At 57.2% G+C, this 24,279-nt stretch carries 22 protein-coding genes and 1 other RNA gene; 18 read left to right on the top strand and 5 right to left on the bottom strand.

Features of this window, described 5'->3' with window-relative positions; translation table 11 throughout:
* Positions 1–6: 6 nt before the first annotated feature.
* Genes ACOTX1_RS06990 through ACOTX1_RS06980 form a run of 3 tightly spaced genes read left to right on the top strand, consistent with a single transcriptional unit; the run spans position 7 to position 3,910 of the window.
* Entirely contained in the window at positions 7–777 is a 771-nt protein-coding gene (locus ACOTX1_RS06990) for an aspartate dehydrogenase (protein WP_023314812.1), read from the top strand.
* 9 nt (positions 778–786) lie between these two features.
* On the top strand, positions 787–2,256 hold the full coding sequence (locus ACOTX1_RS06985) for an aldehyde dehydrogenase (RefSeq protein WP_032667307.1): 1,470 nt from the start codon (positions 787–789) through the stop codon (positions 2,254–2,256).
* Between the two features lie 13 nt (positions 2,257–2,269).
* Positions 2,270–3,910 (top strand): thiamine pyrophosphate-binding protein, encoded by a 1,641-nt coding sequence (locus ACOTX1_RS06980; RefSeq protein ID WP_022651819.1) that lies wholly within the window; start codon positions 2,270–2,272, stop codon positions 3,908–3,910.
* Between the two features lie 45 nt (positions 3,911–3,955).
* Here ACOTX1_RS06980 and ACOTX1_RS06975 read toward each other — a convergent pair whose 3' ends face one another.
* Positions 3,956–4,714: a M48 family metallopeptidase gene (locus ACOTX1_RS06975; RefSeq protein WP_003860073.1), complete on the bottom strand. Its 759-nt coding sequence runs from the start codon at positions 4,712–4,714 to the stop codon at positions 3,956–3,958.
* A 272-nt stretch (positions 4,715–4,986) separates the two neighbouring features.
* On the opposite strand from ACOTX1_RS06975, the gene tkt reads away from it, so the two are divergent.
* The 7 genes from tkt (at position 4,987) to ACOTX1_RS06940 (ending at position 13,375) form a co-directional block, all read left to right on the top strand.
* Complete coding sequence (tkt, locus tag ACOTX1_RS06970; protein ID WP_023314810.1) at positions 4,987–6,978, top strand: transketolase; 1,992 nt, start codon at positions 4,987–4,989, stop codon at positions 6,976–6,978.
* Positions 6,979–7,315: 337 nt separating this feature from the next.
* Positions 7,316–8,335, top strand: a complete 1,020-nt coding sequence (gene epd / locus ACOTX1_RS06965) for an erythrose-4-phosphate dehydrogenase (RefSeq protein ID WP_023314809.1) — start codon at positions 7,316–7,318, stop codon at positions 8,333–8,335.
* A gap of 49 nt (positions 8,336–8,384) precedes the next feature.
* On the top strand, positions 8,385–9,548 hold the full coding sequence (pgk, locus tag ACOTX1_RS06960) for a phosphoglycerate kinase (protein WP_003860077.1): 1,164 nt from the start codon (positions 8,385–8,387) through the stop codon (positions 9,546–9,548).
* A 92-nt stretch (positions 9,549–9,640) separates the two neighbouring features.
* Positions 9,641–10,720, top strand: coding sequence for a class II fructose-bisphosphate aldolase (gene fbaA, locus ACOTX1_RS06955; protein WP_003860079.1), 1,080 nt, complete (start codon positions 9,641–9,643; stop codon positions 10,718–10,720).
* 187 nt (positions 10,721–10,907) lie between these two features.
* Positions 10,908–11,762 (top strand): small-conductance mechanosensitive channel MscS, encoded by an 855-nt coding sequence (mscS, locus tag ACOTX1_RS06950; RefSeq protein ID WP_032610091.1) that lies wholly within the window; start codon positions 10,908–10,910, stop codon positions 11,760–11,762.
* Between the two features lie 144 nt (positions 11,763–11,906).
* Positions 11,907–12,542, top strand: coding sequence for an arginine exporter ArgO (gene argO / locus ACOTX1_RS06945; protein WP_003860085.1), 636 nt, complete (start codon positions 11,907–11,909; stop codon positions 12,540–12,542).
* A 92-nt stretch (positions 12,543–12,634) separates the two neighbouring features.
* Complete coding sequence (locus tag ACOTX1_RS06940; protein WP_023314807.1) at positions 12,635–13,375, top strand: oxidative stress defense protein; 741 nt, start codon at positions 12,635–12,637, stop codon at positions 13,373–13,375.
* 48 nt (positions 13,376–13,423) lie between these two features.
* Here the strand turns inward: ACOTX1_RS06940 and argP are convergent, their stop codons facing one another.
* Positions 13,424–14,317: a DNA-binding transcriptional regulator ArgP gene (gene argP, locus ACOTX1_RS06935; protein ID WP_003860089.1), complete on the bottom strand. Its 894-nt coding sequence runs from the start codon at positions 14,315–14,317 to the stop codon at positions 13,424–13,426.
* A gap of 127 nt (positions 14,318–14,444) precedes the next feature.
* Here argP and rpiA point away from each other — a divergent pair, with 127 nt between their 5' ends.
* Together rpiA and serA are read left to right on the top strand one after the other, a co-directional pair.
* Complete coding sequence (gene rpiA, locus ACOTX1_RS06930; protein WP_003860091.1) at positions 14,445–15,104, top strand: ribose-5-phosphate isomerase RpiA; 660 nt, start codon at positions 14,445–14,447, stop codon at positions 15,102–15,104.
* A gap of 266 nt (positions 15,105–15,370) precedes the next feature.
* The gene (serA, locus tag ACOTX1_RS06925; protein WP_023314806.1) at positions 15,371–16,603 is read left to right on the top strand and encodes a phosphoglycerate dehydrogenase; all 1,233 of its coding nucleotides are present in this window, start codon (positions 15,371–15,373) and stop codon (positions 16,601–16,603) included.
* Between the two features lie 102 nt (positions 16,604–16,705).
* Here serA and ACOTX1_RS06920 read toward each other — a convergent pair whose 3' ends face one another.
* From ACOTX1_RS06920 to zapA, 3 genes are all read right to left on the bottom strand, one after another.
* Positions 16,706–17,302 carry a 5-formyltetrahydrofolate cyclo-ligase gene (locus ACOTX1_RS06920; RefSeq protein ID WP_023314805.1) on the bottom strand — a complete coding sequence of 199 codons (597 nt, stop codon included), beginning with the start codon at positions 17,300–17,302 and terminating at the stop codon, positions 16,706–16,708.
* A gap of 24 nt (positions 17,303–17,326) precedes the next feature.
* A non-coding RNA gene (gene ssrS, locus ACOTX1_RS06915) (6S RNA) lies at positions 17,327–17,510 on the bottom strand.
* A 41-nt stretch (positions 17,511–17,551) separates the two neighbouring features.
* A complete protein-coding gene (zapA, locus tag ACOTX1_RS06910) occupies positions 17,552–17,881 on the bottom strand; it encodes a cell division protein ZapA (RefSeq protein ID WP_003860096.1) in 330 nt (109 codons plus the stop codon).
* 167 nt (positions 17,882–18,048) lie between these two features.
* On the opposite strand from zapA, the gene ACOTX1_RS06905 reads away from it, so the two are divergent.
* From ACOTX1_RS06905 to gcvH, 6 genes are all read left to right on the top strand, one after another.
* Positions 18,049–18,627, top strand: coding sequence for a YecA family protein (locus tag ACOTX1_RS06905; RefSeq protein WP_003860099.1), 579 nt, complete (start codon positions 18,049–18,051; stop codon positions 18,625–18,627).
* A 31-nt stretch (positions 18,628–18,658) separates the two neighbouring features.
* Positions 18,659–19,972, top strand: coding sequence for a Xaa-Pro aminopeptidase (gene pepP / locus ACOTX1_RS06900; RefSeq protein WP_100397570.1), 1,314 nt, complete (start codon positions 18,659–18,661; stop codon positions 19,970–19,972).
* Positions 19,969–21,147: a 2-octaprenyl-6-methoxyphenyl hydroxylase gene (gene ubiH, locus ACOTX1_RS06895; protein ID WP_003860103.1), complete on the top strand. Its 1,179-nt coding sequence runs from the start codon at positions 19,969–19,971 to the stop codon at positions 21,145–21,147. Before pepP ends, ubiH begins: the two co-directional genes overlap by 4 nt.
* Positions 21,148–21,159: 12 nt before the next feature.
* The gene (ubiI, locus tag ACOTX1_RS06890) at positions 21,160–22,362 is read left to right on the top strand and encodes an FAD-dependent 2-octaprenylphenol hydroxylase (protein WP_023314803.1); all 1,203 of its coding nucleotides are present in this window, start codon (positions 21,160–21,162) and stop codon (positions 22,360–22,362) included.
* A gap of 397 nt (positions 22,363–22,759) precedes the next feature.
* Positions 22,760–23,854, top strand: a complete 1,095-nt coding sequence (gene gcvT / locus ACOTX1_RS06885; RefSeq protein ID WP_003860107.1) for a glycine cleavage system aminomethyltransferase GcvT — start codon at positions 22,760–22,762, stop codon at positions 23,852–23,854.
* A gap of 23 nt (positions 23,855–23,877) precedes the next feature.
* The gene (gcvH, locus tag ACOTX1_RS06880; protein WP_006811885.1) at positions 23,878–24,267 is read left to right on the top strand and encodes a glycine cleavage system protein GcvH; all 390 of its coding nucleotides are present in this window, start codon (positions 23,878–23,880) and stop codon (positions 24,265–24,267) included.
* Positions 24,268–24,279: the final 12 nt, after the last annotated feature.

Raw genomic sequence — 24,279 nt, 5'->3', positions numbered from 1 at the left:
CGCATCATGAAAAAGGTAATGTTAATTGGTTATGGCGCCATGGCGCAGGCGGTGATTGAGCGCCTGCCCGCCGGCGTGGCTATCGGCTGGATCGTGGCGCGCGCGTCTCACCATCCCGCCATTCACGACCAGTTTGGCAATGCGGTCGAGGCGCTGACGTCGCCGATGGCGTGCGCACAAACGCCGGATCTGGTGCTGGAATGCGCCAGCCAGCAGGCGGTGGCCCAGTACGGGGAAGAGATCCTGCGTCGCGGCTGGCATCTGGCCATCATTTCCACCGGCGCGCTGGCGGACAGCGCGCTGGAGCAGCGTCTGCTCGCCGCGGGCGGAAAACTGACCCTGCTTTCCGGTGCGGTGGCCGGTATCGACGGGCTGGCGGCGGCGAAAGAGGGCGGGCTTGAGCGCGTCACCTATCAGTCGCGCAAAAGCCCGGCCAGCTGGCGCGGCAGCTATGCCGAGCAGCTTATCGATCTGAATGCGGTGTCAGAGGCAAAGGTTTTCTTCGAGGGCAGCGCCCGCGAGGCGGCGCGCCTGTTCCCGGCGAACGCCAACGTGGCGGCGACCGTGGCGCTCGGCGGCGTCGGGATGGACGACACCCGCGTGCAACTGATGGTTGACCCGGCAACGAAACGTAACACCCACACGCTGCATGTCGAAGGATTATTCGGCGAGTTCCATCTGGAACTGAGCGGACTGCCGCTGGCTTCTAATCCTAAAACCTCCACCCTGGCGGCACTGAGCGCGGTGCGCGCCTGCCGCGAGCTGGCCCTGAGCTGAGGAGTGACGATGGACGATCTGAAGATTTTTATCGGCGGCCAGTGGCGACGCGGCGGCGGCAACCCGATGCAGAGCCACTTTCCGGCAGACGGGTCGCTCAACGCGACGCTGAATGCCGCCAGTCTGGATGACCTGGAGGAGGCGGTAGCCGCCGGAGAGCGCGCCTGGCGCGATCCCGCATGGCGTAACAGTCTGCCGCACATGCGCGCGAAGATCCTGCATAAAGTTGCCGATCTTATTGAATCCCGCGTCGATGCGCTGGCGCAGATGCAGAGCCGTGATAACGGCAAGCCGCTGGCGGAAGCGCGCGGGCTGGTGATGAGCGCGGCGGGAACGGCGCGCTACTTTGCCGCCGCCTGCGAGCTGCTGGAAGGGGAACTTCCGACGCCGCGCCAGCCGGATCTGCTGACGCTGAGCTGCTACGAGCCCCTTGGCGTGGTGGCGGCCATCACGCCGTGGAACTCGCCGATTGCCAGCGAAATGCAGAAGGTCGCACCGGCGATTGCCGCCGGGAACGCGGTGATCCTCAAGCCCGCCGAAGCCACGCCGCTGATGGCGCTGGAGCTGGCGCGGATTTTTAAACAGGCCGGGCTGCCCGCCGGGCTGCTGAGTGTCCTGCCGGGCAAAGGCTCGGTGATTGGCGATGCGCTGGCGCGTCATCCTCGCGTGCGGAAAATTTCCTTTACCGGCGGCACCACCACGGGCCGTCATCTGGCGCACGTGGCGGCGGAAAAACTGATCCCGGCCTCGCTGGAACTGGGCGGCAAATCGCCGACCATCGTGCTGGAGGATGCCGATATCGAACAGGCCGCGCGCGGGATCTGCTACGGCATTTTCAGCTCGGCGGGGCAGGCGTGTATCGCCGGGTCGCGGCTGTTTATCCACGAGAGTATTTACGCCCCGCTGATGGCGAGGCTGCTGGAATTAACACGCGGGCTGCGCGTCGGACATCCGTTTACCGACGGCGTCCATGTAGGACCGCTGATCAACGAAAAACATCGCCAGAGCGTGATCCAGTACGTCGAACTGGCGAAGCGTGAAGGGGGCCGCGTGCTGTGCGGCGGCGAGATCCCCGCCGATCCCGCTCTGGTAAACGGCAGCTTCTTTCTGCCAACCATTATCGAAGGGCTGAGCAACAGCGCCCGCGCCTGTCAGGAAGAGATCTTCGGCCCGGTGCTGGTGGCGATGCCGTTTGGCGATGAAGCCACGCTTATCCACGAGGCGAACGACTCGGTGTACGGCCTGGCGGCGGGGATCTGGACGCGCGATACCGGTCGCGCCCTGCGTCTCAGCGAGCAGCTGGAGGCAGGCACGGTGTGGATCAACACCTACAAGGTTTTTGCGATTTCGACCCCGTTCGGGGGCTTTAAAGAGAGCGGTCTGGGCCGCGAGAAGGGTATCCAGGGGCTGAAAGCCTGGATGCAACAAAAGAGCATTTATCTGGCGACGGGTAACAGCGTCAACCACTGGTGCGACTGAGAAAGGGTGAGCAATGAGCGAAATGATAACCGTCGGCGACGCCATCGCCAGAACGCTGGAGCAGTATCAGGTTGAGGCCATCTACGGCGTCATCTCCATTCACAACCTGCCGATCGCGGATGCGGTTGGGCAGCGGGGCAATATCCGCTTTGTGCCCGCGCGCGGTGAAGCCGGTTCCGTCACCATGGCCGATGCTCACGGGCGCTTTTCCGGCCTCGGCGTGGCGCTGACCAGCACCGGCGCGGGGGCCGGGAACGCGGTAGGCGCGCTGGTGGAAGCCATGAATGCCTGCACGCCGCTGCTGCATTTAACCGGGCAGGTTGAGAAAGCCTGGCTGGACGCCGACACCGGGTTTATCCATGAAACCCGTGACCAGCTGACCTTCCTGAAGGCCAGCTCAAAACGGGCGTACCGCATCAGCAATGCGAATCAGGCGATAGCGATTCTGCATAAAGCCATCCAGGACGCGCAGACCCCGCCGTGCGGACCGGTCTCGGTGGAAATCCCGATTGATATTCAGAGCGCCAAAATTCCGCTGTCGCTGGTAACCGCTCCGATCAAACCGGTATCGGCACCGGCCGTGGATACCGGAATGGTTGACGCGCTGTGGGCGCAGCTCAAACAGGCGAAACAGCCGCTGCTGTGGCTGGGCGGCGGGGCGCTGGGTAGCGCTGAGGCAGTGAAAAAACTGGCGGATGCGGGCATCACCGTGATTTCCAGCACCCACGCGCGCGGCGTGCTGCCGGACAACCACCGCGCCAGCCTTCGCGCGTTCCATAATTCGCCGTCGGTTGAGGCGCTGATTGCGCAGTGTGATTTTACGTTGGTGGCCGGTTCTCGCCTGCGCAGCAACGAAACCCGATCCTGGACGCTTGAGCTGCCTTCCCCGCGGGTGCAGCTCGATATCGACCCGGCGGCAGCAAGCCGTAACTATCTGATGGATAGCACGTTGATAGCCGATTGTTCCGCGCTGCTTGGCGCGCTGGCTGAAAAAGTGCAGGGCCGCGAGTGGGGCAACGCCCAGTGGGATACGCAGGTACAGCAGGCTGTCGGGCAAGCTGAGCAGGGGCTGCGCGAGCAGTGCGGCGCCTATGCGAAGCTTAACGACGCCATTGAGAAAGCCCTGCCGAAAGACGGCCTGCTGGTGCGCGATATCACCGTGTCCGGCAGCCTGTGGGGTAGCCGCCTGTTCAGGGCTAACGGTCCGCTGATGAATATTCACTCCCTCGCCGGGGCGATTGGCATGGGCCTGCCGATGGCTATCGGCACCGCGATTGCCAACCCACAGCGCAAGGTGGTGGGGCTGGTGGGCGACGGCGGCCTGAGCCTCAATTTAGGCGAACTGGCGACGCTGGCGCAGGAGAAAGCCAACGTGACGCTGCTGATCATGAACGACGGGGGCTACGGCGTAATGCGTGGTATTCAGGATAAATATTTTGGCGGGCGTCAGTATTATAACGCGCTGCATACGCCGGATTTTACCCTGCTGGCGCAGGCGATTGGTCTACAGGCCTGGAGCGTTGAGCAGGCCGAGGATTTTGACGCGGTGATGATGGAAGCGTTAGCGATGCCGGGGCCGTCGGTGGTAGAGGTGCGGATGGGGCAGATTGGCGCCCTTAAGTTTGCCGGGCCGCCACAGAAAACGCTGTACTGATTGAGTCTTGTTGCCCGGTAGCGCGGCGCGCACCGGGCCGGAGTATTATTTAATACCGTCTGCCGCCATGCGGTCACGGATATGCTGCGCGCGTTCAACGGAGGCCGGGTGATCGTCAAACATGGAGCTTTGACGGCCTTCCTCCAGTTTCGCCAGTTTTTCGAAGCTGGTGGCTAAACCTGATGGATTGATGCCGCGTTTGCGCAACAGATCGTAAGAGTAGTCATCCGCTTCCGACTCCTGACGCTGGGAGAACTGGGAGTTAACCAGTTTCTCACCCACGTCGCCCAGCTGCGACTGGGACAGGCTGCCGACAATGCCGCCCGCAGAGGCCGCCGCTGCACGCACGGCATTGGTGCCCAGCGCAACCTGCATCCCTTTCTTCACGTGACCCAGAGCAACGTGACCCATTTCATGGCCGATCACCGCTTCCACTTCGTTGTCGGTCATCATGTCCATCAGGCCGCTGTATACGCGGATACAGCCGTTAGCCATCGCGAAGGCGTTCACGTCTTTCGCCATATACACCTTGTAGTTCACCGGCTGACCGTTAATGTTGTCGCCCAGCGCGGAAGCAATCTTGTTCAGACGCTGCGTGTAGGTGCTGTTTGCCGGGGCAAGCGTAGCTTTTCCATCCATATCCTTACAGGCCTCGTCGCTCAGCGCTTTCACCTGCGCATCGCTCAGTGAGTAGGCCTGAAAAGCTTCTGCGCCTGAGGTCATCAGGCCGTTAGAATCCATATTCTGACAGCCGCTTAGCAGGAGCGTTGTTCCCACAGCCAGCCCGATTGCACGCATTTTCATGATGTTGCTTCCGTACTCGTTAATCTGAATTAATTCCGAAAAATGCACCGTCAACGAAGCCGGTGTCGGGCTAAGTATAAGGAATATCTACAGGGGCGGGCGAGCAGATTGCGCAACATGCGAGCATGATCCAGAGATTTCTTAAGCAGCAAAAGAATGCTCCATGTACATGCCCTGCGGCTTGGGTTACATTGTTGGCACTTTTTTCCGGCGTAGCCCAAAACGCGCTGTCGTCAAGGGCATGGCCTTTAACAGTCCGATCTGGAGTTAAAATGTCCTCACGTAAAGAGCTTGCTAATGCTATTCGTGCGCTGAGCATGGACGCAGTACAGAAAGCCAAATCCGGCCACCCGGGCGCCCCTATGGGCATGGCTGACATCGCCGAAGTCCTGTGGCGTGATTTCCTGAACCATAACCCGCAGAACCCGGCATGGGCAGACCGCGACCGTTTCGTGCTGTCTAACGGCCACGGCTCTATGCTGATCTACAGCCTGCTGCACCTCACCGGCTACGATCTGCCAATCGAAGAGCTGAAAAACTTCCGTCAGCTGCACTCCAAAACTCCAGGTCACCCGGAAGTGGGCTACACCGCTGGCGTTGAAACCACTACCGGTCCGCTGGGTCAGGGCATCGCTAACGCCGTAGGTATGGCGATTGCAGAGAAGACCCTGGCGGCGCAGTTTAACCGTCCTGGCCACGACATCGTTGACCACTTCACCTACGCCTTCCTGGGCGACGGCTGCATGATGGAAGGCATTTCTCACGAAGTGTGCTCCCTGGCAGGCACCCTGAAGCTGGGTAAACTGGTTGCGTTCTACGACGACAACGGTATCTCCATCGACGGTCATGTTGAAGGCTGGTTCACTGACGACACCGCAGCACGTTTCGAAGCCTACGGCTGGCACGTTGTGCGCGGCGTTGATGGCCACGATGCTGACTCGATTAAACGTGCCGTAGAAGAAGCGCGCGCCGTGACCGACAAACCGTCCCTGCTGATGTGCAAAACCATCATCGGCTTCGGTTCTCCGAACAAAGCGGGCACTCACGACTCCCACGGCGCACCGCTGGGCGACGCGGAAATTGCACTGACCCGTGAAGCGCTGGGCTGGAAACACCCTGCCTTCGAAATCCCGTCTGAAATCTACGCTCAGTGGGATGCGAAAGAAGTGGGTCAGGCGAAAGAAGCGGCCTGGAACGAGAAGTTCGCGGCTTACGCGAAAGCCTTCCCACAGGAAGCGGCTGAGTTCACCCGTCGTATGAAAGGTGACATGCCGTCTGACTTCGACGCCAAAGCGAACGAGTTCATCGCGAAGTTGCAGGCGAACCCAGCCAAGATCGCCAGCCGTAAAGCATCTCAGAATGCGATCGAAGCGTTTGGCCCTCTGCTTCCAGAATTCCTCGGCGGCTCCGCTGACCTGGCGCCATCAAACCTGACCCTGTGGTCCGGATCTAAGCCAATCAACGAAGATACTGCCGGTAACTACATCCATTACGGTGTACGTGAGTTCGGTATGACTGCGATTGCCAACGGTATCGCTCTGCACGGTGGTTTCCTGCCGTACACTTCTACCTTCCTGATGTTTGTGGAATATGCACGTAACGCCGTGCGTATGGCTGCGCTGATGAAACAGCGTCAGGTGATGGTCTACACCCACGACTCCATCGGTCTGGGCGAAGATGGTCCAACTCACCAGCCCGTAGAGCAGGTGGCTTCCCTGCGCGTGACCCCGAACATGAGCACATGGCGTCCATGTGACCAGGTTGAATCTGCGGTGGCGTGGAAATACGGCGTTGAGCGTCAGGATGGCCCGACCGCGCTAATCCTCTCCCGTCAGAACCTGGCGCAGCAGGAGCGTACCCCAGAGCAGCTGGCAAACATCGCGCGCGGTGGTTACGTGCTGAAAGATTGCGCAGGCCAGCCTGAGCTGATCTTCATCGCGACCGGTTCTGAAGTTGAACTGGCCGTTGCCGCATGGGAAAAACTGTCTGCCGAAGGCGTGAAAGCGCGTGTGGTTTCTATGCCTTCTACCGATGCGTTCGACAAGCAGGATGCCGCGTACCGCGAATCCGTACTGCCTAAAGCGGTCTCCGCTCGCGTGGCAGTGGAAGCGGGTATCGCAGACTACTGGTTCAAATACGTGGGTCTGAACGGCGCTATCGTCGGGATGACCACGTTTGGTGAGTCTGCGCCAGCTGAACAGCTGTTTGAAGAGTTCGGCTTCACCGTTGAAAACGTTGTCGCTAAGGCGAAAGAACTGCTGTAATTGTTTGTCCGGTGCGGGCTGATGCCCTCACCCTGGCTCTCTCCCACGGGGAGAGGGAGAATAAAGTAGGCCGGGTAAGCGCTAACGCGCCACCCGGCTTTTTTGTAAGCATTATTCCACCCAAAATGTGACGCAAGTCATATAGCTCGCTTATTCATCTGGACAGACATTCCTTTTATTCCCCGATTCGCTTATTCTTGCTGAAGCGTTTCAGTCGATTAAATGTTCGACAATTGACCAATCAATCGCAGTTTGTGACAGCAAGGATTCCCCTTCGGGCGTCGCTGGATTACTCTTTCAGCCACCTCAAACTCAGGGATAGCTTTGCAGGAGATCTATGACCGTACGCGTAGCGATTAATGGCTTCGGTCGCATCGGGCGCAACGTGGTTCGTGCTTTATATGAATCCGGGCGTCGTGCGGAAATCACCGTGGTGGCAATCAATGAACTGGCGGATGCTGCGGGCATGGCGCATTTGTTGAAATATGACACCAGCCACGGTCGCTTTGCCTGGGACGTTCGCCAGGAAAGGGAACAGCTGTTCGTCGGTGACGATGCCATCCGCGTGCTGCATGAGAACAGTATTGAAGGGCTGCCCTGGCGCGAACTGGGTGTGGATGTGGTGCTGGACTGTACCGGCGTGTACGGTAACCGTGAACATGGCGAAGCGCATCTGAATGCTGGCGCGAAAAAAGTGCTGTTCTCCCATCCCGGCAGTAACGACCTCGACGCCACCGTCGTGTTTGGTGTTAACCAGCACGAGCTGCACGCTGAACACCGCATTGTCTCCAACGCCTCCTGCACCACCAACTGCATTATTCCGGTCATTAAACTGTTAGACGATGCTTATGGCATTGAATCCGGCACCGTGACCACGATTCACTCCGCCATGCACGATCAGCAGGTAATCGACGCCTACCATCCGGATTTACGACGCACTCGCGCGGCGAGCCAGTCAATCATTCCGGTGGATACGAAACTGGCTGCCGGGATCACCCGTATTTTCCCGCAGTTTAACGATCGTTTTGAAGCGATTGCCGTGCGCGTTCCGACCATAAACGTCACCGCAATCGATCTTAGCGTGACGGTGAAAAAACCGGTAAAAGCCTGTGAAGTCAACCTGTTGCTGCAAAAAGCGGCACAGGGAGCATTTCATGGTATAGTTGACTATACGGAATTACCGTTGGTCTCAGTAGATTTTAACCACGACCCGCATAGCGCCATCGTGGATGGCACGCAGACGCGAGTCAGTGGTGCGCACCTCATCAAGACGCTGGTCTGGTGTGATAACGAATGGGGCTTTGCTAACCGAATGCTCGACACCACGTTAGCCATGGCCACAAAAGGTTTCAGGTAGAGCGCACCTTGCGCTTGCAAAACTTTAAGAATCAACGAGAGGATTCACCATGTCTGTAATTAAGATGACCGATCTGGATCTGGCAGGTAAACGCGTTTTCATCCGTGCCGACCTGAACGTACCGGTTAAAGATGGCAAAGTGACCAGCGACGCGCGTATCCGTGCATCTCTGCCAACCATTGAACTGGCTCTGAAGCAGGGCGCTAAAGTGATGGTCACCTCCCACCTGGGCCGTCCAACTGAAGGCGAGTACAACGAAGAGTTCTCTCTGCTGCCGGTTGTTAATTACCTGAAAGACAAACTGTCCAGCCCGGTTCGCCTGGTGAAAGATTACCTGGACGGCGTGGAAGTTGCCGAAGGTGAGCTGGTTGTTCTGGAAAACGTTCGCTTCAACAAAGGCGAAAAGAAAGACGACGAAACCCTGTCCAAAAAATACGCTGCGCTGTGCGACGTATTCGTGATGGATGCATTCGGTACGGCTCACCGTGCGCAGGCATCTACCCACGGTATCGGTAAATTCGCAGACGTCGCCTGTGCAGGTCCGCTGCTGGCTGACGAACTGGAAGCGCTGGGTAAAGCACTGAAAGAACCTGCTCGTCCAATGGTCGCTATCGTTGGTGGTTCTAAAGTTTCTACCAAACTGACCGTACTGGATTCTCTGTCCAAAATCGCTGACCAGCTGATCGTTGGCGGTGGTATCGCGAACACCTTCGTTGCTGCGCAAGGCCACAACGTGGGTAAATCCCTGTACGAAGCGGATCTGGTTGACGAAGCCAAACGTCTGCTGGGTACCTGTGATATCCCGGTTCCAACTGACGTTCGCGTGGCAACCGAGTTCTCCGAAACTGCTACCGCAACCCTGAAATCTGTTAACGACATCAAAGATGAAGAGCAGATTCTGGACCTGGGCGACGTTTCTGCACAGAAACTGGCTGAAATCCTGAAAAACGCAAAAACTATCCTGTGGAACGGTCCTGTCGGCGTGTTCGAATTCCCGAACTTCCGCAAAGGGACTGAGATCGTGGCTAACGCTATCGCAGACAGCGAAGCGTTCTCTATCGCAGGCGGTGGTGACACCCTGGCAGCTATCGACCTGTTCGGTATCGCTGACAAGATCTCCTACATCTCCACTGGTGGCGGCGCATTCCTCGAATTCGTGGAAGGTAAAGTCCTGCCAGCAGTAGCAATGCTCGAAGAGCGCGCTAAGAAGTAAGCCATTCAGGGGCAGGGAAACCTGCCCAATTTTCAGCGCGCTTATCAGAGCTCGCACCATTTCTAACGGCCGAAGATACAGGACTAAGCAATATGTCTAAAATTTTTGATTTCGTAAAACCTGGCGTTATCACTGGTGATGACGTACAGAAAGTGTTCCAGGTAGCTAAAGAAAACAACTTCGCTCTGCCAGCAGTTAACTGCGTGGGTACCGACTCCATCAACGCCGTACTGGAAACTGCTGCTAAAGTTAAAGCACCGGTTATCGTTCAGTTCTCTAACGGCGGCGCTGCGTTCATCGCAGGTAAAGGCGTGAAAACTGACATTCCTCAGGGTGCTGCAATCCTGGGCGCTATCTCTGGTGCGCACCACGTACACCAGATGGCTGAACACTACGGTGTTCCGGTTATCCTGCACACTGACCACTGCGCGAAGAAACTGCTGCCGTGGATCGACGGTCTGCTGGACGCGGGTGAAAAACACTTCGCGGCAACCGGTAAGCCACTGTTCTCTTCTCACATGATCGACCTGTCCGAAGAGTCTCTGGAAGAAAACATCGAGATCTGCTCTAAGTACCTGGCGCGTATGTCCAAAATGGGCATGACCCTGGAAATCGAACTGGGTTGCACCGGCGGTGAAGAAGACGGTGTGGACAACAGCCACATGGACGCTTCTGCACTGTACACTCAGCCAGAAGACGTTGATTACGCTTACACCGAGCTGAGCAAAATCAGCCCACGCTTCACTATCGCAGCGTCCTTCGGTAACGTACACGGCGTATACAAACCAGGTAACGTGGTTCTGACCCCGACCATCCTGCGTGATTCTCAGGAATACGTGTCCAAAAAACACAACCTGCCGCACAACAGCCTGAACTTCGTCTTCCACGGCGGTTCCGGTTCTTCTGCTCAGGAAATCAAAGACTCCGTAAGCTACGGCGTAGTGAAAATGAACATCGATACCGACACCCAATGGGCAACCTGGGACGGTATCCTGCAATACTACAAAACCAACGAAGCTTACCTGCAAGGTCAGCTGGGCAACCCGAAAGGCGAAGACCAGCCGAACAAGAAATACTACGATCCACGCGTATGGCTGCGCGCTGCCCAGACTTCTATGATTACTCGTCTGGAGCAGGCATTCAAAGAACTGAACGCGGTTGACGTTCTGTAATTTGAGCTGTTCATAGCGTCAAGAAGGTCCGCATATGCGGGCCTTTTTTTATGCTTTTTCAATATCCTGCAATACCTGATTTTGTGATCTGTTTGGCAAAGCCGGTGCTTTTTGTTTACCCTTTACTGACCTGCCTGTCTCCATGGGGGATGGATTTTGTGTTTTGGTTTAACAAAAGGAAGAATAAATGGAACAACTTGATGTTGTAGACAGCATCAATAACGCGGGTAACTGGCTGGTGCGCAACCAGGCGCTACTGCTGAGCTACGCCGTGAATATTGTTGCCGCTATTGCCATCATCATTGTCGGGATGATCGTGGCGCGTATCGTTTCGAACGCTGTCAACCGGGTGATGGTCGCACGACACATTGATGCCACAGTCGCCGATTTCCTCTCCGCGCTGGTCCGTTACGGCATTATCGCCTTTACGCTGATTGCGGCGCTGGGGCGTGTCGGCGTGCAGACGGCATCCGTCATCGCTGTGCTCGGTGCTGCCGGTCTGGCCATTGGTCTGGCATTGCAGGGTTCGCTGTCTAACCTGGCGGCGGGCGTATTGCTGGTGACCTTCCGTCCGTTCCGTTCCGGTGAGTATGTGGATCTGGGCGGTATTGCCGGTACCGTGTTGCAGGTTCAGATTTTCTCCACGACCCTGCGTACCGTGGATGGTCGCATTGTGGTAGTCCCGAACGGGAAAATCATTGCGGGCAATATCATTAACTTCTCCCGCGAGCCGGTGCGTCGTAACGAGCTGATCATCAGCGTGGCGTACGACTCCGATATCGATCAGGTGAAGTCGCTGATCGCCAACATCATTGCCTCTGACGATCGCATTCTGAAGGACCGCGAGCAGACCGTTCGTCTGAACGAGCTGGGCGCGTCATCTATTAATTTTGTGGTGCGCATCTGGAGCAAAAGCAGCGATCTTCAAAACGTTTACTGGGATGTGCTGGAGCGCATCAAGCGTGATTTCGATGCCAACGGCATCAGCTTCCCGTACCCGCAGATGGACGTAAACGTCAAAAAAATCAAAGAAGCAGAGTAACGTCTCCCGTAGGCCCGGTAAGCGTCAGCGACACCGGGCTTTTCTTTTATTAGCCCGGCTAATCCCCAATTAATATTATCCATTTCCTCTAATGACGTTCCCGCAGTATAGTCTGCCCCAGGACAACTCTGCGAGAATTACGTCATGTTATCTTATTATTTTCAGGGGCTTGCGTTAGGTGCGGCCATGATCCTTCCCCTTGGTCCACAAAATGCGTTCGTGATGAACCAGGGCATTCGCCGTCAGTACCATCTGATGATTGCCCTGCTGTGTGCGGTGAGCGATCTGCTGCTGATTTGCGCCGGGATTTTTGGCGGCAGCGCCCTGTTGATGCAGTCGCCGTGGCTGCTGGCGCTGGTTACCTGGGGCGGCGTAGCGTTTCTGCTGTGGTACGGGTTTGGTGCCCTGAAAACGGCCATGAGCAGCAATCTTGAGCTGGCTAGCGCCGAAGTGATGAAGCAGGGGCGCTGGAAGATTATCGTCACCATGCTCGCCGTGACGTGGCTTAACCCGCACGTCTACCTTGATACCTTTGTGGTACTGGGCAGCCTGGGCGGACAGCTGGACGTTGAGCCGAAACGCTGGTTTGCGCTCGGTACGGTCAGCGCCTCCTTCCTCTGGTTCTTCGGTCTTGCGATCCTGGCGGCGTGGCTGGCGCCACGACTGCGTACCGCCAAAGCACAGCGCATTATCAATACCCTGGTGGGGCTGGTGATGTGGTTTATTGCCTTCCAGCTGGCGAAAGAGGGCATTCATCACGTACAGGGATTGTTCAACTAAGCGTTGTCTTATGGACATCTGGACAAGACCCGCTAAGCTTGCTGGCATGAGCCCTGTTAACAGGGCACTCTTCGCAACATGGAGGAATGACAGTGAAGTTTAAGGTGATGGCCCTGGCGGCATTAGTAAGTTTAGGTGCGGTGTCGGTGCAGGCGAATGAACTGCCAAACGGCCCGCACATCGTCACTTCAGGTACGGCAAGCGTGGATGCGGTACCGGATGTTGCAACCCTGGCAATTGAAGTGAACGTGGCGGCGAAAGATGCTGCTTCCGCCAAGAAACAGGCAGACGATCGTGTTGCGCAATACCTCTCTTTCCTGGAACAGAACGGTGTCGCGAAAAAAGACATCAGCTCTGCGAACCTGCGTACCCAACCGGATTACGACTACCAGAACGGCAAAAGCATCCTGAAAGGCTATCGCGCCGTGCGTACTGTGGAAGTGACTGTACGCCAGCTTGATAAGCTCAACGGATTGCTGGATGGTGCGCTGAAGGCAGGGCTGAACGAAATTCGTTCCGTCTCGCTGGGCGTTGCGCAACCGGAGAAATATAAAGACGAAGCGCGTAAAGCGGCGATAGATGATGCCATTCATCAGGCGCAGCAGCTGGCTTCCGGCTTCAAGACCAAGCTCGGTCCGGTTTACAGCGTGCGCTACCACGTTTCAAACTACCAGCCAAGCCCGATGGTGCGGATGATGAAGGCGGACGCCGCGCCGGTTTCTGCTCAGGAAACCTACGAGCAGCCAACCATTCAGTTCGACGATCAGGTTGATGTGGTGTTCCAGCTGGAACCGACTGAAACTCAGCAAACTGAGGCGGCTAAGGCGCAGTAGTTTGCCCTCACCCTAACCCTCTCCCACAGGGAGAGGGAATTCAAGCGATTAATCCTGTCTCAACACCTTATGCCCAAACGCCAGCAGCGCGTCGGTGACGTTGCGCATCATGCGGCTTTCCGGGGCAAAACGGTGCCAGTACAGCATCCGGCGCTGATACAGCCCCGGGGTTAAATCAATCAGCTCACCGCTTTTCAACTCTTTCTCAATCTGCAAATGCGGGATCATGCAGCAGGTGGTGCCCTGACGCGCGAGCTGTACGAAGGCTTCGGACGAGTTAACGATATGACACGGCACGCTGCCCGGCGGCAAATCGAAGTTTTGTTGCAGGAAGGCCTGATGCATATCGTCCAGATGGTCGAACGCGACGGCAGGGGCTTTCAGCAGCGCGGCGCGAGTCACGCCGTTCGGGAAGTAGCGCTCTGCAAAGGCTTTTGAACCGACAAACAGGTAATCCAGCGCGCCCAGCTGATCCACCAGACAGCTTGGCAGCGCCTGCGGCTGAATACTGACCGCCCCAACCACTTCGCCACGGCGCAGGCGTTCCTGAGTGCGGGTCTCGTCTTCAACCTGAAGGTTCAGGCGGATTGGGGAGTCGGCCAGCACCGGCGCAAGGGCCGGCAGCAGCCAGGTTGCCAGACTGTCGGCGTTCACCGCCAGCGACAGCAGCAGCGGCGTGGAGCCGGTTTGTTCATCGCCCAGCCATTCATCTTCCAGCAGTTCAACCTGACGCAGCAGGGCGAGGAGCTTTTGTCCTTGCTCTGTCGGACGCGGCGGTACGGTACGCACCAGCAGCGGCTGCCCGAACATGTTTTCAAGCTGTTTGATACGCTGTGATACGGCGGACTGGGTGATGCACAGCTTTTGCGCCGCGCGCTCAAAACCGCGTTCACGAATAACTGCATCAAGTGCCTGTAGTGTTCTGTAGTCCGGACGTTTCATTGCTCTGGCTGACTCCTTAATTTTGCTTAATCTGCACTATGACACAATTTTCCCTTCGTGGCAGACGAAATCCATTCGACGTGTTCTATAATGCGCCCTGAGTTTTCACACCACAGGCAAAACGATCATGACGCAGGATGAACTGAAAAAAGCAGTAGGATGGGCCGCTCTCCAGTACGTACAGCCGGGTACCATTGTCGGTGTTGGTACGGGGTCGACGGCGGCGCACTTTATCGATGCGCTGGGCACGATGAAGGGGCAGATCGAGGGCGCGGTTTCCAGCTCCGATGCTTCCACGGAAAAGCTGAAAAGCCTCGGCATCACCGTTTTCGACCTCAACGAAGTGGACCGTCTGGGCATTTACGTTGATGGCGCGGATGAAATCAACGGCCACATGCAGATGATCAAAGGCGGTGGCGCGGCGCTGACCCGCGAAAAAATCATCGCTTCCGTGGCGGATAAGTTCATCTGCATCGCGGACGCCTCCAAGCAGGTCGACATTCTGGGGAATTTCCCGCTGCCGGTCGAAGTGATCCCGATGGCGCGCAGCGCGGTTGCCCGTCAACTTGTGAAGCTGGGCGGTCGTCCGGAATACCGTCAGGGTGTGGTGACCGACAACGGCAACGTGATCCTCGACGTTCACGGCCTTGAGATCCTCGATGCCATTGCGCTGGAAAATGCGATCAACGGCATTCCAGGCGTTGTTACCGTAGGGTTATTTGCCAACCGTGGCGCGGATGTGGCGCTGATCGGCACCGCTGACGGCGTGAAAACCATCGTAAAATGATCTGACGGGGGGAGTCCTCCCCCCGCTAAAAAATTTTTGAAACGCTAAATTCGGTGACTTGTGTCACGTTTTTATGTCTCTTTTGCCGATCCTTCCGCGTTTGTAAATTTCCATAGCATTTTCCTCTGCCATTTTGCGCTGTATGACTTTCCTTCAGCGTACTGACGCAAACGTTCATATTGCTGCAATAGTTTTTTTTGATATGTTGGCTACAGCGGATTTATATCCAGCACAACATCAGTTCAGACAAAAACAGGGTCGGGTAAATGGCAAAGGTATCACTGGAGAAAGACAAGATTAAATTCCTGCTGGTTGAAGGCGTGCACCAGAAAGCGCTCGATAGCCTTCGCGCAGCAGGCTACACCAACATCGAATTTCACAAAGGCGCGCTGGACACTGAAGAGCTGAAAGCGTCCATCCGTGATGCCCATTTCATTGGCCTGCGATCCCGTACCCAACTGACTGAAGACGTTATTGCTGCGGCGGAAAAGCTGGTGGCGATTGGCTGTTTCTGCATCGGCACCAACCAGGTTGATCTGAATGCCGCCGCAAAACGCGGTATCCCGGTCTTTAACGCGCCGTTCTCTAACACCCGTTCCGTGGCGGAGCTGGTAATTGGCGAGCTGCTGCTGCTGCTTCGCGGCATTCCGGAGGCTAACGCCAAAGCGCACCGCGGCGTGTGGAATAAGCTGGCTGCGGGCTCCTACGAAGCCCGTGGGAAAAAACTGGGTATCATCGGCTATGGCCACATCGGTACCCAGTTGGGGATTCTGGCGGAATCTCTCGGTATGCATGTCTATTTTTACGATATCGAAAGCAAGCTGCCGTTAGGCAATGCCACCCAGGTTCAACACCTGTCTGACCTGCTGAATATGAGCGACGTGGTAAGCCTGCACGTGCCGGAAAATGCGTCCACCAAAAACATGATGGGCGCAGAAGAGCTGGCGCTGATGAAGCCGGGCTCTCTGCTGATCAACGCCGCGCGCGGTACGGTGGTCGATATTCCTGCACTGTGCGACGCGCTGAAGCGTAAACATTTGGCGGGTGCGGCGATTGACGTGTTCCCGACGGAACCGGCCACCAACAGCGATCCGTTCACCTCTCCGTTGTGCGAGTTCGACAACGTGATCCTGACGCCGCACATCGGCGGTTCTACTCAGGAAGCGCAGGAGAATATCGGCCTGGAAGTGGCGGGTAAACTGAGCAAATATTCCGATAACGGTTCAACGCTCTCTGCGGTGAACTTCCCGGAGGTGTCTCTGCCGCTGCACGGTGGGCGTCGTCTGCTGCACATCCACGAAAACCGTCCTGGCGTGCTGACCGCCATCAACCAGATCTTTGCCGAGCAGGGCGTTAACATTGCTGCGCAGTATCTGCAAACTAACTCGCAGATGGGTTATGTGGTTATTGATATTGAAGCGGATGAAGACATCGCCGAGAAAGCATTGCAGAGCATGAAGGCCATTCCGGGGACGATTCGCGCGCGTCTGCTGTACTGATGGTGCGGTCTGTGGTGTCGGGTGGCGCTTACGCTTACCCGACCTACAATGTTCGATGATTTATGTAGGCCGGGTAAGGCGTAGCCGCCACCCGGCTTTATTCTACCAGGTCCAGGTTTTAATGGGCGTCACCACCGCCGGCAACGGCACATCCCATTTCTCTACGGGTAATACCTCCACGCCCTGGCAATCATGCGCATACCCCACCGGCTGCAATCCGTACTGCTGCCAGTTTTGCAGCGTCCTGTCGTAGAACCCCCCGCCCATGCCTAATCGCTGGCCCTGCTCGTCAAACGCCACCAGCGGCGTAATCAGCACATCCAGTTCAGATAGCGGCAGCACGTCGCGCACGTCGAGTTTGGGTTCGGTGATTTTCAGACGATTTACCACCAGCTCGCTGTGCGGATGGTAGTGCAGAAACAGCAGATTGCCTCGGCTAAAGGGATGTAGCACCGGCAGATAAACTTTTTTCCCGGCGCGCCAGAGCTGGTCGATAAGCGGTTGGGTATCCAGCTCACCATCAAACGAGAGAAACAGGGCGACGGTGTTTGCCATCACCACAGGCGGATAGGCCATCATGCGGGCGGCGGCCTGCTGGGCAAAATGTGCCTGTTGCTCGGCGCTTAAGGCGCGACGACGCTGGCGAATAAGCTGACGGATGTCCTGGCGTGAAGCAGAAACTTCAGGGAATTGAGTCATGGTAGTCGGTAGAAGAAAAGAGAGGGAATCTCCGAGATGCCGCCGCAGGCTGTAACCCTTGAACCCTTGGTTCAAGGTGAATGTGTCGTCATAGTTTTAAGGCTTCTCGGACGGACCGAGCATGCTCACCAACCATGGAGCGCCACATTCTTGTGGTATGAAATATCGGCTCAGGGGACTGGCCCGCTTGCGAACATCTCAGAGAAATTTTGTCTTCACAGTTACTCTACCATAGTCAACTGAGAAGTGTTATTCAAACTTTGGTCCCGGTCTTTCGGGACTGCGACCTTGATCAAGCAATGCCTGTTCTATGGTCTGCTGGAGCATTTTAATGCGCTGCTCCATGCTTGCCGCGTAATCGCGGGTCTTCGCTTTTTCCTGAGTCAGTTCATAGCTGATGTTCAACGCGGCGATGAAAACCAGCTGCTCAGTATTTGTGACTCTAGTGCGTTCTTTTAGATCTTGCAACCGCTGATTCAAATCGTCCGCAGCCTGATTCAAGGCATCCCTTTGTTCAGGCGGACAATTCACTCGCAGTGAACGGCCAAAAATCTGGAGATCGACGGGTTGTGCAGACATGCCACCTTCCTGCTGATTGACTGCGCTGCCTTCGCTTACTGCCCCGGGGGCTGCGAAGGGGCGACACTATAGCTACCCTGATGTGAAGATACAAGCCCTTTTCTGGTATCACCAGGGTCCAAAGTGGTAGCATATCATGAATATCCTCCCTTTGATGACGAATGCGTATGTCTATACAGAACGAAATGCCTGGTTACAAGGATTTAAACCAGTTACTGAACCAGCAGGGAGTCGGTCTGACCCCTGCCGAAATGCACGGTCTGATCAGCGGCATACTGTGCGGCGGAAACAGCGACAGCTCATGGCAGCCGCTGATCCACGACCTCACCAACGAAGGGCTGGCGTTTGGCCACGAACTGGCGGAAGCGCTGCGTAAAATGCACGCCGCAACCAGCGATTCCCTGGAAGACGATGGCTTTCTTTTTCAGCTTTATCTGCCTGAAGGCGACGATGTCAGCGTCTTCGATCGCGCCGATGCGCTCGCGGGTTGGGTAAACCACTATCTTCTTGGCCTGGGCGTAACCCAGCCTAAACTGGATAAAGTGACCGGCGAAGCGGGTGAAGCGATCGACGATCTGCGTAATATCGCCCAGCTCGGCTACGATGAAGACGAAGACCAGGAAGAGCTGGAAATGTCTCTCGAAGAGATTATCGAGTACGTGCGCGTGGCGTCTCTGCTGTGCCACGACAACTTTACGCGCTCGCAGCCGACCGCGCCGGAAGTTCGCAAGCCAACATTACACTAAGAAAAATAACGCACAGGAGGGTGTCATGGTTATCTCCAGTCAAGAGTATTCTCGCCGTCGTCAGGCGCTGCTGGCAAAAATGCAGCCGGGAAGCGCTGCCCTGATTTTCGCCGCGCCGGAAGTGACGCGCAGCGCCGACAGCGAATACCCCTATCGCCAGAGCAGTGATTTCTGGTACTTCACCGGGTTTAACGAGCCGGAAGCGGTACTGGTGCTGATTAAAAGCAATGACACCCACAACCACAGCGTGATTTTTAACCGCGTGCGCGATCTGACCGCGGAAATCTGGTTTGGCCGCCGCTTAGGGCAGGAGGCGGCGCCGGAAAAACTGGGCGTGGACCGTGCGCTGGCCTACAGCGAAATCAACCAGCAGCTTTACCAACTGCTGAACGGCCTGGACGTGCTCTATCACGCGCAGGGCGAATACGCGTATGCGGATGACATTGTCTTCACCGCGCTGGATAAGCTGCGTAAAGGCTCACGTCAGAATTTGTCTGCACCCGCCACCCTGACGGACTGGCGACCGATGGTGCATGAGATGCGCCTGTTTAAGTCTGAAGAAGAGCTGAATGTGATGCGCCGCGCGGGCGAAATCAGCGCCCTGGCGCATACCCGCGCCATGGAAAAGTGCCGTCCCGGTATGTTCGAGTACCAGCTTGAAGGCGAAATTCACCATGAATTTAACCGTCACGGCGCGCGCTTCCCGTCCTATAACACCATCGTAGGCGGCGGTGAAAACGGCTGCATTCTGCACTACACCGAAAACGAAAGTGAACTGCGCGACGGCGATCTGGTGCTGATTGACGCGGGCTGTGAATATCAGGGTTACGCGGGCGACATCACCCGTACCTTCCCGGTGAACGGTAAATTCACCACCGCGCAGCGTGAAATCTATGACATCGTGCTTGAGTCTCTGGAGACCGCGCTGACGCTGTTCCGCCCTGGCACCTCCATCCAGGAGGTTACGGGCGAGGTGGTGCGCATCATGATTACCGGGCTGGTGAAGCTCGGCATTTTGAAAGGCGATGTGGACACCCTTATAACCGAAAACGCCCATCGTCCGTACTTTATGCACGGCCTGAGCCACTGGCTGGGGCTGGATGTGCATGACGTCGGGGCATACGGTCCGGAACGTTCGCGCGTGCTGGAGCCAGGCATGGTGCTGACCGTTGAGCCTGGGCTGTACATCGCGCCGGATGCCGACGTGCCAGAACGGTACCGCGGGATCGGCATTCGCATTGAAGATGACATCGTCATCACCGAAACCGGTAACGAAAACCTGACCGCGACCGTGGTGAAAAAAGCCGACGACATCGAGGCGCTGATGGCGGCGGCACGCGTATGAGCGTGATCATCGTTGGCGGAGGCATGACCGGCGCTACTCTGGCGCTGGCCATTTCGCAGTTAACCAAAGGCCAGCTTCCGGTGCATCTTGTTGAGGCGGTTGCGCCGCAGGCGGCCGATCATCCCGGCTTCGATGCCCGCGCCATCGCGCTGGCCCAGGGAACCTGCCAGCAGCTTGCGCGCATTGGGATCTGGCAGGCGATAGCGGACTGCGCGACGGCCATCGGCACCGTTCACGTCAGCGATCGCGGCCACGCCGGGTTTGTGACGCTGGATGCCCACGATTACCGAATTGAGGCACTGGGGCAGGTCGTCGAGCTGCATGACGTGGGGCTGCGGCTGTTCCGTCTGTTACAGGATGCCCCTGGCGTTACGCTGCACTGTCCGGCGCGCGTCGCCAGCTTCAGCCGCCGTGACGAGGCCGTCAGCGTGACGCTGGACAACGGCACCACGCTGGAGGGGCAACTGCTGGTGGCGGCAGATGGTTCACGCTCCGCGATCGCCACGCAGTGCGGCGTCGAATGGCGCTCTGAACCCTATGGACAGGCGGCGGTCATCGCTAATGTCTCTACGGCTGGCGCGCATAACGGCAGGGCATTTGAGCGCTTCACGGAGCACGGCCCGCTGGCCATGCTGCCGATGTCGAACGGGCGCTGCTCGCTGGTATGGTGCCATGCGCAGGATCGGGCCGATGAGGTTCTCTCCTGGTCCGACGAACGTTTTTGTTCCGAGCTGCAAAAGGCCTTCGGCTGGCGGCTTGGGCGCATCACCCACGCCGGAAAACGCGTGGCCTATCCGCTTGCGCTGACGACCGCATCGCAGACTGTCTCCCATCGCGTCGCCCTGGTCGGCAACGCCGCGCAGACGCTACACCCCATCGCCGGGCAAGGCTTCAACCTTGGCCTCCGTGACGTGATGAGCCTGGCCGAGCTCCTGGCCCGGACGTGGAGCGAACAACAGGATTGTGGCGCATACTCAGTGCTGAGCCATTACCAGAAACGACGCCAGGCGGACAAAGCGGCGACCATTGGCGTCACCGACGGTTTAGTCCACCTGTTTGCCAATCGCTGGGCACCGCTGGTTGCGGGTCGCAACCTTGGGCTTATGGCGATGGAACTGTTCATTCCGGCACGTGACGTGCTGGCGCAGCGGACCCTGGGTTGGGTCGCGCGTTAAGGAGTATTGACCGTGCAAAATGTTGATGTCGCCATTGTGGGCGGCGGAATGGTAGGACTGGCGCTGGCTTGTGGTTTACAGGGCAGCGGCCTGCGCGTGGCCGTGCTTGAGCAAAAAGCGCCGCAGCCTGTGGCGCAGGATGCACCGCCAGAGCTTCGCGTCTCGGCGATCAATGCCGCCAGCGAAAAGCTACTGACGCACCTTGGCGTCTGGTCTGAAATCGTGGCGCTCCGTGCCAGTTGTTATCACGGGATGGAAGTGTGGGACAAAGACAGCTTTGGCCGTATCGCGTTTGACGATGAAAGCATGGGTTACAGCCACCTTGGACATATCGTTGAAAACGCGGTGATCCACCACGTGCTGTGGCAGAAAGCACAGCAGTGCAGCGACGTCACGCTGATCGCACCGGCGAAACTTCAGCAGGTGGCGTGGGGCGAAAACGACGCGTTTATCACTCTTGAAAGTGGCGATATGCTGACTGCGCGTCTGGTAGTGGGTGCCGACGGCGCCAATTCCTGGCTCCGTAACAAAGCGGATATTCCGCTGACCTTCTGGGATTACCGTCATCACGCGTTGGTGGCCACAATCCGCACCGAAGAGCCGCACGGCGGCGTGGCGCGCCAGATTTTCCATAATGACGGCATTCTGGCCTTCCTGCCGCTTGCCGATCCGCATCTCTGCTCCATCGTCTGGTCCTTAGAGCCGGAGAAAGCGCAGCAGATGCAGGAGACGACGCCGGATGCCTTCAGTCAGGCGCTATGCGTGGCGTTTGATAACCGTCTGGGCCTGTGCGGGCTTGAAAGCGAACGCCAGACGTTTCCGTTAACCGGTCGCTACGCGCGTCAGTTTGCCGCGCACCGTCTGGCGCTGGTGGGGGATGCGGCGCATACCATTCATCCGCTGGCCGGGCAGGGAGTGAACCTCGGCTTTATGGACGCGGCTGAGCTGGTTGAAGAGCTGCGTCGCCTGCATCGGGAAGGCAAAGATATTGGTCAGCATCTGTATCTGCGTCGCTACGAGCGCAGCCGCAAACACAGTGCGGCGATGATGCTGGCGGGTATGCAGGGCTTCCGCGAGCTGTTTGCCGGAGCGAACCCGGCGAAAAAACTGCTGCGCGATATTGGCCTCAAACTGGCCGACACCCTTCCCGGCGTAAAACCGCAGCTTCTTCGTCAGGCAATGGGCCTCAACGATCTTCCCGACTGGTTACGTTAATCTCGATCCCCGTCACACTTTATTTTCCCGGCCTGCGCGCCGGGGAAATTCCCTCGTTTGAAATAATCTAATTTCACGTCATTTTTCGCATTAGAAAATCTAATCTTACTATTTTTATGTTACGGAAATTCGGCCCATTTTTCCGCATGAAATATCAGCATCTGCTAAATCCTGTTAGATCATTGTTAATTTTATGCGGGTTTAATCGCATTTTCCCAGTGAATAACTCTGTAGGCTTTTCAGCGATTTTTGGTCATAAGCTAATGTGATGACCCGTTTTACCTTATGGTTAACCGCCGGTTTCGGTGGTAAGTTCAGGTAAAAGAGAACGTTTGCGTCGGCCCCCGATCGCGAGGCCGACACCGGGTTTCACGGTGAATTTTTCAACGAGGAAAAGATGGCTCAACAGACTCCTTTGTACGAACAGCACGTGTTATGCGGTGCCCGCATGGTGGACTTCCACGGCTGGATGATGCCGCTGCACTACGGCTCGCAGATTGATGAGCACCACGCGGTGCGCACCGATGCCGGTATGTTCGACGTGTCTCATATGACGATTGTCGACCTGCGCGGTAGCCGCACCCGGGAGTTTTTGCGTTATCTGCTGGCAAACGACGTCGCCAAACTGAAGACGCCGGGCAAAGCGCTCTATACCGGTATGCTCAATGCCTCTGGCGGCGTGATTGACGACCTCATCGTCTACTACTTCACCGAAGATTTCTTCCGCCTCGTTGTAAACTCCGCCACCCGCGAAAAAGACCTCTCCTGGATTTCCCAACACGCTGAACCTTACGCCATTGACATCACTGTCCGTGACGATCTGTCGCTGATTGCCGTACAGGGGCCAAACGCCCAGGCGAAAGCCGCGTCTCTGTTCAGCGACGAGCAGCGCAAAGCCACCGAAGGCATGAAGCCATTCTTCGGCGTGCAGGCGGGGGATCTGTTTATCGCCACCACCGGCTACACCGGTGAAGCGGGCTATGAAATTGCCATGCCAAACGAGAAGGCCGCTGATTTCTGGCGTGCGCTGGTGGAGGCAGGTGTGAAGCCTGCGGGCCTGGGCGCGCGCGATACGCTGCGTCTGGAAGCGGGGATGAACCTCTACGGTCAGGAGATGGACGAAGGCGTCTCTCCGCTGGCCGCCAACATGGGCTGGACCATCGCATGGGAACCGGCTGACCGTGATTTTATTGGTCGTGAAGCGCTGGAGATGCAGCGCGAGAAGGGCACTGAACAGCTGGTAGGCCTGGTGATGAAAGAAAAAGGCGTGCTGCGCGGCGAGCTGCCGGTGCGCTTCACCGATGCCGATGGCAATCATCGCGAAGGCGTGATCACCAGCGGAACGTTCTCCCCGACGCTCGGCTACAGTATTGCCCTGGCACGCGTGCCGGCGGGGATTGGCGAAACGGCGGTGGTGCAGATCCGCAACCGCGAAATGCCGGTCAACGTGACCAAACCGATTTTTGTTCGCGCCGGTAAGCCGGTCGCCTAACTATTTTTATCAGGAGAACTTCAATGAGCAATGTGCCAGCAGAACTGAAATACAGCAAAGAACACGAGTGGCTGCGCAAAGAGGCGGACGGCACTTACACCGTTGGGATCACCGAGCACGCGCAGGAGCTGCTGGGCGACATGGTGTTTGTTGACCTGCCGGAAGTGGGCGCAACCGTGAGCGCAGGCGATGACTGTGCGGTGGCGGAATCCGTTAAAGCGGCCTCTGACATCTACGCCCCGGTAAGCGGTGAAATTGTTGCCGTGAACGACGCGCTCAGCGACTCCCCGGAGCTGGTGAACAGCGAACCGTATGAAGGCGGCTGGATCTTCAAGATCAAAGCCAGCGACGAAGCGCAGGTTGCCGCGCTGCTGGATGCGACCGCGTACGAAGCACTACTGGAAGACGAATAAGCCATTTCCCTC

Source organism: Enterobacter cloacae complex sp. IR5401 (assembly GCF_049238425.1).
GTDB classification, from domain to species: Bacteria; Pseudomonadota; Gammaproteobacteria; order Enterobacterales; family Enterobacteriaceae; genus Enterobacter; species Enterobacter hormaechei_C.
This window is presented reverse-complemented; position numbering and strand designations above follow the sequence as displayed.